At 72.8% G+C, this 12,330-nt stretch carries 9 protein-coding genes; 6 read left to right on the plus strand and 3 right to left on the minus strand.

What is annotated here, in order from left to right:
* Positions 1-25 precede the first annotated feature (25 nt).
* From AB0435_RS08390 to AB0435_RS08400, 3 genes are all read left to right on the plus strand, one after another.
* Complete coding sequence (locus AB0435_RS08390; RefSeq protein WP_366426497.1) at positions 26-913, plus strand: 2-hydroxy-3-oxopropionate reductase; 888 nt, start codon at positions 26-28, stop codon at positions 911-913.
* A gap of 64 nt (positions 914-977) precedes the next feature.
* Positions 978-2,702, plus strand: coding sequence for a glyoxylate carboligase (gene gcl, locus AB0435_RS08395; protein WP_366003990.1), 1,725 nt, complete (start codon positions 978-980; stop codon positions 2,700-2,702).
* Positions 2,703-2,846: 144 nt separating this feature from the next.
* Positions 2,847-3,524, plus strand: a complete 678-nt coding sequence (locus tag AB0435_RS08400; protein ID WP_366003991.1) for a hypothetical protein — start codon at positions 2,847-2,849, stop codon at positions 3,522-3,524.
* 285 nt (positions 3,525-3,809) lie between these two features.
* Here the strand turns inward: AB0435_RS08400 and AB0435_RS08405 are convergent, their stop codons facing one another.
* Together AB0435_RS08405 and AB0435_RS08410 are read right to left on the minus strand one after the other, a co-directional pair.
* Entirely contained in the window at positions 3,810-5,444 is a 1,635-nt protein-coding gene (locus AB0435_RS08405; RefSeq protein ID WP_366003992.1) for an AMP-binding protein, read from the minus strand.
* Positions 5,441-7,147 carry an AMP-binding protein gene (locus AB0435_RS08410; protein WP_366003993.1) on the minus strand — a complete coding sequence of 569 codons (1,707 nt, stop codon included), beginning with the start codon at positions 7,145-7,147 and terminating at the stop codon, positions 5,441-5,443. Before AB0435_RS08410 ends, AB0435_RS08405 begins: the two co-directional genes overlap by 4 nt.
* A 154-nt stretch (positions 7,148-7,301) precedes the next feature.
* Here AB0435_RS08410 and AB0435_RS08415 point away from each other — a divergent pair, with 154 nt between their 5' ends.
* The 3 genes from AB0435_RS08415 to lysA all read left to right on the plus strand — a co-directional run bounded on the left by AB0435_RS08415 (position 7,302) and on the right by lysA (position 10,154).
* Positions 7,302-8,144: a helix-turn-helix transcriptional regulator gene (locus AB0435_RS08415; protein WP_366003994.1), complete on the plus strand. Its 843-nt coding sequence runs from the start codon at positions 7,302-7,304 to the stop codon at positions 8,142-8,144.
* A gap of 329 nt (positions 8,145-8,473) precedes the next feature.
* Entirely contained in the window at positions 8,474-8,764 is a 291-nt protein-coding gene (locus tag AB0435_RS08420; RefSeq protein WP_366426523.1) for an SAV_915 family protein, read from the plus strand.
* A 52-nt stretch (positions 8,765-8,816) separates the two neighbouring features.
* Positions 8,817-10,154, plus strand: a complete 1,338-nt coding sequence (gene lysA / locus AB0435_RS08425; protein WP_366426498.1) for a diaminopimelate decarboxylase — start codon at positions 8,817-8,819, stop codon at positions 10,152-10,154.
* 68 nt (positions 10,155-10,222) lie between these two features.
* Here the strand turns inward: lysA and AB0435_RS08430 are convergent, their stop codons facing one another.
* Positions 10,223-12,301 carry a methyltransferase domain-containing protein gene (locus AB0435_RS08430; RefSeq protein ID WP_366426499.1) on the minus strand — a complete coding sequence of 693 codons (2,079 nt, stop codon included), beginning with the start codon at positions 12,299-12,301 and terminating at the stop codon, positions 10,223-10,225.
* Positions 12,302-12,330 lie beyond the last annotated feature (29 nt).

The raw sequence follows: 12,330 nt of genomic DNA on the forward strand, positions 1-12,330 counted from the left end.
GTACACCCAGTGAAAGGACTGCCCCGTGCCCACCCCCCGGATCGCCTGGATAGGACTCGGGATCATGGGATCCCCCATGGCCGAGAACCTGCTCAAGGCCGGATATCACGTCACCGGCCACACCCTGGAACAGCACAAGCTCGACCGGCTCGCCGCCGCCGGCGGCACCCCCGCCGCCTCCGTCGCGGAAGCGGTCCGGGGTGCCGACGTCGTCGTCACGATGCTCCCCGCCGACCCCCAGCTGGAGGCGGTCGCCCTGGGTGAGGACGGGGTGCTCGCCCACGCCGCGCCCGGCACACTGCTGATCGACATGTCCACCGTCGCACCCAGCACTTCCGTCGCCCTGGCCGGGGCCGCCGCCGCGCGGGACATCCGCGTGCTGGACGCGCCCGTGTCCGGCGGCGAGGCGGGGGCCGTCGAAGGAGTGCTCTCGATCATGGCCGGCGGGGAGCGCGCCGACTTCGACGTGGCCGCGCCGCTGTTCCGCGCGCTCGGCACGACGGTCGTCCACTGCGGGGCACACGGCTCCGGCCAGACCGTGAAGGCCGCCAACCAACTGGTCGTCGCCGTCAACATCCAGGTCTGCGCGGAAGCGGTCGTCTTCCTGGAGAAGTCGGGCGTGGACCTCGGCGCGGCGCTGGAGGTGCTGGGCGGCGGGCTCGCCGGCTCGGCCGTGCTGGAGCGCAAGCGGCACAACTTCCTCGCCCACGACTTCGCCCCCGGCTTCCGCATCGACCTGCACCACAAGGACATGGGCATCGTCACCGAGGCGGCCCGCGCCGTCGGCGCCGCCCTCCCGCTCGGCGCCTTGGCCGCGACGCTGGTCGCCGCGGCGCGGGCGCAGGGCGACGGCGCCCTGGACCACTCCGCCCTGCTGCGCGGCGTCGAGCGGCTCTCGGGGGTGGCCTCATGAGCGTGCGATTCACAGGAAGGTGCGCGCCCCGCGAAGGCGGGCCCGAGCGGAGCAAGGGACGCGCATGAGTGGCCCGGCGCGTGTGCCCGCCATGGAGGCGGCCGTACGGATCATGAAGGACGAGGGCGTCGACATCGCGTTCGGCTGCCCGGGGGCCGCGATCCTGCCGCTGTACAAGGCGATGGAAACGGTGGGCGGCATCGAGCATCTGATCGTCCGTCACGAAGAGGGCGCGACGCACATGGCCGACGGCTGGGCCCGTACGAACGGCCGGGTCGGCGTCGCGCTCGCCACCTCGGGCCCGGGGGCGACGAACCTGGTCACCGGGCTCTACACCGCGTACGCCGACTCCGTGCCCATGGTGTGCGTGACCGGGCAGGCGGTGTCGGCCAAGCTGCACCAGGAGGCGTTCCAGGCGGTCGACATCGTGGAGATCGTCCGGCCGGTCACCAAGTGGGCCGTGCAGATCAAGGAGGCCGCGCAGATCCCGTGGGTGTTCCGGGAGGCCTTCCGCGTCGCGCGCGAGGGCCGCCCCGGGCCGGTGCTCATCGACATCCCGCTCGACATCGCGGGCCGCGAGATCCGTTACGACCCCGCGCTCGACTCCCGGCTGCCGGTCGCCGTCGTGGCCCCGCACCCGCCGCGCGTCGAGGCCGCCCTCGACCTGCTGCTGGCCGCCGAGCGGCCGCTGGTGCTGGCGGGCGGCGGGGTGATCCTCGCGGAGGCGTCGGCCGCGCTGCGGGAGCTGGTGGAGTTCCTGCGGGTGCCCTTCCAGGTGACGCTGATGGGCAAGGGCGCCATCGAGGACGATCACGAGCTGCACATGGGCACGACCGGCATCCAGACCTCGCAGCGCTACGCCAACGCCTCTTTCCTGGAGGCGGACTTCGTGCTCGCGGTCGGCGCCCGCTTCGGCGACCGGCACACCGGCGCGGACCTCGGTGTCTACCGCGGTGAGCGGACGTTCGTCCACGTGGACGTCGAACCCACCCAGCTGGGCAAGGTCTTCGAGCCGGACCTCGGCATCGTCTCCGACGCGGGCCTCTTTCTCACCGCCCTGCTGGACGCCGCGCGGGCCCGTGGCGCGCGGCCGGCCGTCGCGCCGTGGGCGGCCCGCTGCCGGGAGCTCAAGCGGACGCTGGTGCGCCGGGAGGACTTCGGGAGCACGCCGGTCAAGGCACCCCGGGTCTACAAGGAGATCAACGAGATCTTCGGCCCCGACACGTACTTCGTCACCGCCATCGGCCTCTACCAGATCTGGGGCGGCCAGCACCAGAAGTCCCACCTGCCGCGCCGCTACCAGGTGTGCGGGCAGGCGGGCCCGCTGGGCTGGGAGGTTCCGGCGGCGATCGGGGTGAAGAAGGCGCTCCAGGGCCAGGGCAGGGGCGACACCGAGGTCGTCGGCATCGTGGGCGACTACGGCTTCCAGTACATGGTCGAGGAGCTGGCCGTCGCCGCGCAGTACGACGTCCCGTTCGTCCTGATCATGCTGAACAACGAATACCTGGGCCTGATCCGCCAGGCGTCGGCCGGCTACGGCATGAACTACCAGGTCGACATCCACTACGACGAGACGGGCACCGACAACGTCAAGCTGATGGAGGCGTACGGCTGTTCAGGGCGCCGCGTCGTGGATCCTGGCGACATCCGCGCGGCGGTGGAGTGGGCGCGCAAGGAGGCCGTGGCGACGTCCCGCCCGGTGCTGGTGGAGATCCTCATCGAACGCGAGGCGAACACACCGCACGGCCCGAACATCGACTCCGTAAGGGAGTTCGAGCCCCCTGGGTGAACCGGGCGCGCCGGACCGGCACGCGACGGCACCTCGCGCCTCCCGATACGGGCAAGGACACCATTCGCGCCCCCGACGCGCCCTCATCGTGGACGATGGGCCCGTACCCACACACCCACGGACCCCGTTGCTGGAGCCGAGAAAATGGCCGAGAGCGTGCCGGTTCACTGCCCGACGTGCCGTCGGGAGCACTCCTTCACCCCACCCACCTTCCCCTGCGCGTGCGGCGCCCCGCTCACCCTGCCCGTCCTTCCCGACGCCTCACCCGAGTTACTGGTGCACCGCACCTGGCGCGACTCCTGGGTGGCGGTCCGCTGCCCCGCCTGCGACCGTCAGGACCAGTGGCCGCGGCCGGAGTTCGGTTGCTCCTGCGGCACGGTGGTGCGGCTGCCGGTGGAGCCGGCGCGCGGCCCGGCCGGCGGGAAACCGCAGCCGCTGCGGCCCGCGTTCCGCCCGGTGGCCATCCGCACCGCCGAGGACGCGGTCGTGGCGGCCGAGCGGTATCTGACGTGGCTCGGCTTCACGGCCGTGACCCGGCCGGGGAACCCCGCCGAGTCCGGGGTCGACCTGCGGGCCGAGGGCCTGGTCGCCCGGGTCGACCCGACCACCCTGCCGACCTCGCTGCGCGCGGTCGAGTGCCTGTGGCTGCACGGCCTGGCTGACGCGGCGACCGGCACCTTCTTCTCCCTCGCGGGATACGGGCGCGACGCGAGATCGCGCGCCGAGGAGCTCCGACTGCCGCTGTTCGTCATGGATCTGACGGGTACTCCGCAGCCGCTGAACGGAGCGGCCGACGAGCTGGTCGAGCGGGGCCCGTCCTGACCACGCGGGCCCGGCCCACCCCGCCAACCTCAATTCTTCCTCTGAACCGGCGCTTCGGCGTGGCAGGCCGGCCCCCTCCGGGCACAGACTTGCTGCGGGCCCGCGACATGGACGGGGGATCGCGGGCCCCTCCAGCCGTCTCGCCGTGTCCGGCGAATCTTTGCCGGCCTGCGGGCCGTCTTCCTCCCCCAGCTAACGCTGGGGGAGATTGAGGACATCGCCGCGCAGCGGTGGTGCGGACGACGACCGCCCGCACCCGACCACCAGACCAGCCCCGGACAGGCCCTAACTCGCGCGGGCCTCAGCCGGCAGGCTCGTCGCGGCCCGCTCCCTCAGCTCCACCTTGCGGACCTTGCCGCTGACCGTCATGGGGAAGGACTCCAGGATCCACAGATGCCGCGGGATCTTGTAGTGCGCGAGGCGGCCCCGGCAGTAGCGGGCGAGCTCGTCGCGGCTGAGGGACGCGGCGGGGTCGCGGAGGACGACGCAGGCCATGATCTCCTCGCCGTACTTCTCGTCCGGGACACCGATGACCTGCACATCGGCGATCTTGGGGTGGGAGTGGAGGAATTCCTCGATCTCCCTCGGGTAGACGTTCTCCCCACCCCTGATGATCATGTCCTTGATGCGGCCGACGATCCGTACGTAGCCCTCCTCGTCCATCACCGCGAGGTCACCGGTGTGCATCCAGCCGTCGGCGTCGACGGCCTCGGCCGAGCGCTCGGGCTCCTCCCAGTAGCCGAGCATCACCGAATAGCCGCGCGTGCACAGCTCGCCCGCCTCGCCGCGCGCGAGCGTGGTGCCGCCGTCCGGGTCGACGACCTTGACCTGGAGGTGCGGCAGGACCCGGCCCACGGTCCCGGTGCGGCGCTCCACCGGGTCGTCCGGCCGGGTCTGGGTGGAGACCGGTGAGGTCTCCGTCATGCCGTAACAGATGGACACCTCGGCCATGTGCATCTCCGTCATGACCCGCTTCATCACCTCCTCCGGGCACGGCGAGCCGGCCATGATGCCGGTGCGCAGCGAGGAGAGGTCGTAGGTGGCGAAGTCGGGGAGGTTCAGCTCGGCGATGAACATGGTGGGGACGCCGTAGAGGGAGGTGCAGCGTTCCCGCTCGACCGCGTGCAGGGTGGCGACGGGGTCGAAGGAGCGCGCCGGGATGACGACGCAGGAGCCGTGGGTGGTGACCGCGAGGTTGCCCATGACCATGCCGAAGCAGTGGTAGAAGGGCACGGGCACGGCGATCCGGTCGGCCTCGGTGTAGCCGAGCGACTCCCCCACGAAATAGCCGTTGTTGAGGATGTTGTGGTGGGAGAGCGTGGCGCCCTTGGGGAAGCCCGTGGTGCCGGAGGTGTACTGGATGTTCACCGGGTCGTGGCAGCCGACCCGCGCCTCCCGCTCGGCGAGCCGCTCGGGTGCCACCCGCTCGCCGAGGCGGAGCAGCCCGTCCCAGGTGGGGTCGTCGATGTAGACGACGTCGCGCAGCTTCGGGCAGTCGGCGCGGACCTGCTCGACCATGCGGCGGTAGTCGCTGGTCTTGTGCTCCACGGAGGCGACGAGCACGCTGATGCCGGCCTGCCGCAGGACGAAGCCCAGTTCGTGGACGCGGTAGGCGGGGTTGACGTTGACCATGACGGCGCCGATCCGGGCGGTGGCGTACTGCACCATCACCCACTCCGGGCAGTTGACGGCCCAGAGCCCGACCCGGTCCCCCTTCGCCACGCCCTTGGCGAGCAGCCCCAGCGCGACCTCCTCGACGGCCCGGCCGAACTCCGCGTAGGTCCAGCGGCGGCCGCTCGGGACGTCGACGAGCGCCTCGCGGTCACCGAAGCGTTCGATGGTGAAGGCCAGATCGGCGCCGATGGTGTCGTCGATCAGCGGGACGGAGGTGCTGCCGGCCGCGTACGCGGGTGTGGTCACCGGTGGTCTTCCTCTCGGTATTCGTCTCCGCCTCCCCGCGCGGTGCGCTCGCGCAGCTCGATGCGGCGGATCTTGCCGGACACGGTCTTCGGCAGCTCGGCGAACTCCAGCCGCCGGACGCGCTTGTAGGGGGCGAGGGTGGCCCGCGAGTGCGCGAAGAGGGCCTTCGCGGTGTCGGCGCCGGGCTCCCAGCCCTCCGCGAGCACGATGTACGCCTTGGGCACGGCGAGCCGCAGCGGGTCGGGGGCGGGGACGACCGCGGCCTCGGCGACGGCCTCGTGTTCGAGGAGCGCGCTCTCCAGCTCGAAGGGGGACACCTTGTAGTCGCTGGACTTGAAGACGTCGTCGCTGCGGCCCACGTAGGTGATGTAGCCGTCGGCGTCGCGTGCGCCGATGTCCCCGGTGCGGTAGTAGCCGCCCTCCATCGCCTCGGCCGTGCGCTCCGGGTCGCCCGCGTAGCCGGTCATCAGGCCGACGGGCCGCTCGCCCAGGTCGAGGGCGATCTCGCCCTCGTCGGCCGGGAGGCCGGTGCCGGGGTCGAGGAGGACCACCTCGAAGCCGGGGCTGGGGCGGCCCATGGAGCCGGTCTTGAGCACCTGGCCGGGCGGGTTGGCGACCTGCACGGACGTCTCCGTCTGCCCGAAGCCGTCCCGGATCGTGACGCCCCACGACCGCCGGACGGTCTCGATCACCTCGGGGTTGAGCGGCTCCCCGGCCGCGACCACCTCGCGTGGCGGGGTGCGCAGGGCGCGCAGGTCGGCCTGGATGAGCATCCGCCAGACCGTGGGCGGCGCGCAGAAGCTGGTGACCGCGCAGCGGTCCATCTCCGCCATCAGCCGGGCCGCGTCGAAGCGGGTGTAGTTGTGCACGAAGACGGTGGCCTCGGCGTTCCACGGCGCGAAGAGGTTGGACCACGCGTGCTTGGCCCAGCCGGGCGAGGAGATGTTGAGGTGGACGTCGCCGGGGCGCAGCCCGATCCAGTACATCGTCGACAAGTGACCGATGGGATAGGAGATGTGGCTGTGCTCCACCAGTTTGGGGCGGGCGGTGGTGCCCGAGGTGAAATAGAGCAGCAGCGTGTCGTCGGCGCGGGTCGGCCCGTCGGGGGTGAAGGTCCCGGAGGCGGTCGCGGACTCCTCGTAGGCGAGCCAGCCCGGGGCGGTGGTGCCGCCGACGGCGATCCGGGTGTAGTCGCCGGGCACGCCGTCGAACTTGCCGGTGTCCTCGGACCGTACGAGCACGTGCGCCGCCCGGCCGCGCTCGATCCGGTCGGCGAGGTCGGCCGGGCCCAGCAGCGGGGTGGCGGGGATGACGACGGCCCGCAGCTTCATCGCCGCGAGCGCGGTCTCCCACAGCTCGGTCTGGTTTCCGAGCATGACGACGACGCGGTCACCGGCCCGGACGCCGTGTCCCCGCAGCCAGTTCGCGACCTGGTCGGAGCGGCGCCGCAGCGCGTCGAACGACAGCCGTGCCTCGCTGCCGTCCTCCTCGACGATCCACAGTGCCGTGCGGTCGTTGCCCGCGGCGATGCTGTCGAACCAGTCCAGCGCCCAGTTGAACTCCCGCGGGCGCGGCCAGCTGAACCCCTCGTACGCGGCCGCGTAGTCCGTCCGCCGCGCGAGCAGGAAGTCGCGCGCCGCGCGGAACTCCGCCGTGGGCCCGCCCGGCCCCTCCGCCGCGTCCGTCAGCTGCATGGGCGTCATGTGTCCTCCAGTTCGCGGGCCGGGTGACCTGCCCGCTGGTTAGCATCGTGCGACGGTGATCTGAGTCTCACCACCCCCGGACGGGGGTAGCCGCATTTCAGGGGTATTTCATCGATGCGGAGATTCGCTTCGCGTCCAGGATGGGGAGGCAGTGATGGGTGATCCTGACGGGGCGGCGGAGGTTCGGGCCGCTCTGCTGCGCATGCGCAGGAACACGGGTCTTTCGGTCGCCTTCGGGGGACTGCTGGCAGGTTCCCGGCAGTTCCGAATATCGGACATGACGGGCACGACGACACCGGCGCTCCGCGGGCTGGCCATCCGCACGGGCAGCGGACTGGGCGGCAAGGCGGCGGCCCTGAGCCGGCCGCTGTCCGTCACCGACTACCAGTCCTCGCACGTCATCAGCCATGAGTACGACGCGGCGGTGGCCGCGGAAGGGCTGCGTTCCGTCATGGCCGTGCCCGTGGTCGTACGGGGCCGGGTGCGCGGTGTCCTCTACGGCGCGCTCCGGCGGCCGCTCGCGCTCGGCGACCGCTCGCTGAGCGCCGCGCTGGAGGCGGCGCGGGATCTCGAACAGACCCTCGCCGTGCAGGACGAGGTCCACCAGCTGCTGTCCGTGGCCCAGCAGCCGACCACGGCGGACCCGGCGATGTGGGAGGAGGTCCGCGAGGCCCACGGATCGCTGCGCGCGCTGGCCCAGCGGGTCCAGGACCCCGGGCTGCGCCAGGAATTACTGGCCGCCTGCGGCCGCCTGGCCCGGGCTTCCTCTTCCGGCTCCTCCGGTTCCACCCCTGAGCCCGCCGTGGACCTGTCCCCGCGCGAGGTGGACGTGCTGGCGTGCGTGGCCTCCGGCGCGACGAACGCGGCGGCGGCGGAACGGCTGGGCCTGCGGCCCGAGACAGTCAAGAGCTACCTGCGGTCGTGCATGCGGAAGCTGGGGGCGCACACGAGGCTGGAGGCGGTGGTGGCGGCGCGACGGGCGGGGGTGCTGCCGTGAGCGGCCGCGGACCCGCGTGCACAAACACACAGCAACCACAGACAACCCGCCCGAGCACTCCACACAGCGACCACGTCAACAGATCGTCAAAGCCGCGGCACGGGGGGTCAACAGGCTGTCAATGAACGGCTCCCGCACCCGGACCCCGGGCATAGCGTGTGCGAGCGGCGGCACCACCCCGCCGTACCGACACCCTTCCGAGGACCGTCATGCACTTGAGCCGTACCCCCTCCGAAGCAGCCGCGATCGCGGCGGTCGACAGCCCGCAGGCCGACGACGGAGAGCCCTCAGAACCAGACCATTCCGTCGGCCCGGCCACCGCCAGGGCGCTGCCGCTGTACGTACCCGTACGGCGCTGCTCCAGTGGCTTCGCCCTCCGGGTCTTCCGATCGCCGCTGGGCGCTCGCACTGCCGTCGCTTTCACCACGGAGCGGCGGCTTTCGGACGTTCTGGGGACCGGTCAGGTCTCCATCCGGCTCGCGCTGCCCGCCGTGCGCGCCCTGGCGGCACCGCTCGGGGTGGACCTCGTGTCCGTGGACCCGCAGCTCACCGCCCCGCCGGCCCACCCGACGGGCCCGCTCACGCTGCCGGACGGGAGCCCGGGCCCGTCCCGGGACTGACGCCGCCCCGTCTCCGTCCCGTTCCGCACCGCACGTCACGAAGAAGGCTCCCGTGTCCCTCCCCCTCACCGCATGCGCCCCGGCACACTCCCCCTCGGGCGCGCCCGTGTGGCCCGCCTCCACCCAGCCGTTGCGGACCGGCGGCCTGGCCGTCGGCGGCGTCTCCCTCGCGGAGATCGCCGACCGCTTCGGCACCCCCTCGTACATCATCGACGAGACCGAGGTGCGCGACCGGGCCCGCGCCTGGCGGGCCGCGCTCCCGGACGCGGACATCGCCTACGCGGGCAAGGCGTTCCTCTCCCGCGCGATGATCCGCTGGGTCGAGGAGGAGGGGCTGAGCCTGGACGTCTGCTCCGCCGGCGAGCTGGAGCTCGCCGCGCTCAGCGGCTTCCCCGCCGAGCGGATCGTCATGCACGGCAACGCCAAGAGCCCGGCCGACCTTCGGGACGCGCTGCGCCTGGGCGTGGGCCGGATCGTCATCGACAGCACCGGCGAGATCGCGTCGCTCGCCGCGCAGATGCCGCCGGGCGCCCGCCAGCGCGTGCTGCTGCGGGTCGTGCCCGGGGTCGCGGCGGGCGCGCACTCGGCCGTGCGGACGGGGGTGGAGGGCCAGAAGTTCGGCCTGCCCATCTCGGGCGGGGAGGCCGAGGACGCGGTGGCGCGGATCCTGGCGCAGCCGCGGCTCGAACTGGTCGGGCTGCACTGCCACCTCGGTTCGCAGATCGCCGGCCTCGGCCCGTACGTCACCGCCGTCCGCAAACTCACCGCGCTGCTCGCGCTGCTCCGCGACCGGCACGGGGTGACATTTCCCGAGCTGGACCTCGGCGGTGGCTTCGCCATCGCCTACCGGGACGGCGACCCGGCCCTCGACCCGGAGCTGTACGCGACCCGGGTGACCGGCGAACTGGAGCTGCAATGCGCCCGGTTCGGCCTGCCGGTGCCCCGGCTCACGGTGGAGCCGGGCCGCTGGATAGCGGGCCCGGCGGGCGTGGCGCTCTACCGCGTCCTGTCGGTCAAGGCGACGGGTGGGCGGACGTTCGTCGCCGTGGACGGCGGGATGAGCGACAACCCGCGGCCCGCGCTGTACGGCGTGCGGTACACCGTCCGGCTGGTGGGCCGGGCCTCGGGCGCGCCCGCGCGGACGGCGACCGTGGTGGGGCGGCACTGCGAGGCGGGCGACGTCCTCGCGGAGGACGTGGCGCTGCCCGGCGACATCCGGCCCGGCGACATCCTGGCCGTCCCGGCGGCGGGGGCGTACCACGTGTCGATGGCCTCGGCGTACAACCTGGTGGGCAGGCCGCCCGTCGTGGCGGTGTCCGAGGGGCACGCGCGGCTGCTCGTACGGCGGGAGACGCTGGAGGATCTGCGCAGCCGCGACGTGGGGGACTGAGGGTCCGGCCGGTTCCCGCCGCGGTTCCCGTCACGGCTCCGCGGCCGACCCCGGCGGCCGGGACGCGATCAGGCGGCCGTCCGCCGCGCCTCCCCCACCGTGATGTAGACCCACCCGCCGTAGCGGGTCAGGGTGCGGTGGCGGTGGGCGCCTTCCTGGATCGGTTCCCAGGGGTGGCGGTGGACCATCGTCGTGTCGCCGCCGAAGGGGGCGATCATGGGCCCCAGGGCGGGGATCAGGCCGTCGGGCCACCAGCCGGGCAGGCGGTAGTCCAGGGCCACCCAGCGGCCGCCGGGGGCCAGGGCCTCGTAGCCTCGCTCGACGACCTTCGCGTACTCGCCGATCAGGGTGAGGGAGAAGCAGGCGATGATCCCCCTTACGTTCTCCGGGTATTGATAGGACGTCAGATCCGCTTGGACGAGGGAGACGTTCGGCAGCCCCCGGACCCGCTCCTCGGCCTGTTCCAGCATCGCGTCGGTGAGGTCGGCCCCGATGACCCTGCCGGTGGGACCGACGGCCTCGGCCAGCAGGGGGAGGTTGTGGCCCGTGCCGCAGCCGGCGTCGACGACCGTGTCACCGGGGCGCAGGGCGAGCTGGGCCAGCGCCAGGTGTTTGTAGGCCATCGTGCGCTGGCCGATGAGGTAGAGCCGGTTGGAGGTGAGGTCGTACCTCTTGGCGCGCTTGCGGTAGACGTCCACCATGCGGCGGGACTCGGACGTTTCCATGGGTGTACCGCTCCTCGGCGTGGGCGGGTGGTCGGGGGTGATTCCGGGGCCCCGCAGCACCGAGGCCAGCACCCTGGGGCGCAGGACGACCCGCGGCGGGGCGAGCAGATGAGTCATGTCGAACAGGGCGGTCGCCACGGCCCGGTCGGTGGTCGCCACCTTCAGGAGCCGGTCCGTGTAGCGCTTGCCGAGCCGCGCGGGGATGGGCAGCGGGCCGTCGAAGGCTCCCGGATAGGCCAGGTCGGCGTTGCCCGAGAGCATCCACGCGGCATCCACGCACCGCGCGACCGGTTTGCGCAGGGACGCCGCGAGCCCGGCCGGGATCCGGCCGGTCCGCCGGACCCCGGCGCGTGCGAAGGCGTCGTCCAGGACGAGGGCGCTCAGAGCGGCCACGGAGATGCCCTGCCCGTAGGCGGGGTTGAAGGCTCCGAACGCGTCGCCCAGCACGAGGAAGCGGTCGGGCCAGGACGCCAGGCGGTCGTAGTGGCGCCGCCGGTTCTCGGTCCGCCCCGAGCCGTACACCTCGCCCAGTGGTTCGGCGTCGCGTATCGCGCTGTGGAGGACGGTGCTGCGCAGCCCTCCGGCGAAGTCGAGGAAGCCCTGGTGGTCCAGTGGCGGGCGTTCCCCTCCGAAGCCCGCCAAGGAGACCATCCAGCGGCCGCCCTCGATGGGGTTGAGGATGCCGGAGCGCGGCTCCTCGGGGGTCGACTGGAGCACGATGCAGCTCCAGTCGGCCGTATGGCCGGGAGGTGGGGCGAAGACGCAGGTGGCGTAGGCGCAACCGGCGTCCACCACGGACTCCTCGGGCTCGGGGTGGCCCAGGCTCCGCAGCCAGGCCGGCGCCCGGGAGCCGCGGCCGGTGGCATCGACGACGAAGTCCGCCTCCCACTCGTACGGTTCACCCCACCCGCCTCTCGCCGAGGTGTCGCGGTCCCGCAGGCGTACGCAGCCTACGGACCCGCCGTGCGCGGCGACGAGGCCGACGGCCTCCGTCTCCTGGCGGACCTCGACCCCCGGCAGCTTGCGCAGTTCCCGCCGTACCGCCCAGTCGAGCAGGTCACGGGAGCCGGACAGCACCACGTGCCGGCCCGGGAAGCGGTCCACCCAGCCGCCGGCCACGAGCAGCAGCATGTCCTGCGGCATCCGGACCTCGACCATGCCCAGGTCCCGCAACTCCCCGAGAAGGCCCGGGAAGAGCCGCTCCAGGGACTGCTGGCCGGCTGCCATGAGGTTGTGGGTGTGCCGCGCCTGGGGCACACCGCGCCGCCAGACCGGCTCTTCGGGATATCGGTCCCGCTCCACCAGCGTGACGCGGTCGAGGTGCGGGGCCAGTGCCGCCGCCGCGCACAGCCCGGCGAGGCTGCCGCCCAGCACCACGGCATGGCTGCCGGTGCGGCGGAGGTGGTCGGTCCGGTCGGTCATGGTTGGGCTTCCCCTGTCTTCGGGTCCTG

The organism is Streptomyces sp. NPDC051173 (genome assembly GCF_040689515.1).
Classification (GTDB): Bacteria; Actinomycetota; Actinomycetes; order Streptomycetales; family Streptomycetaceae; genus Streptomyces.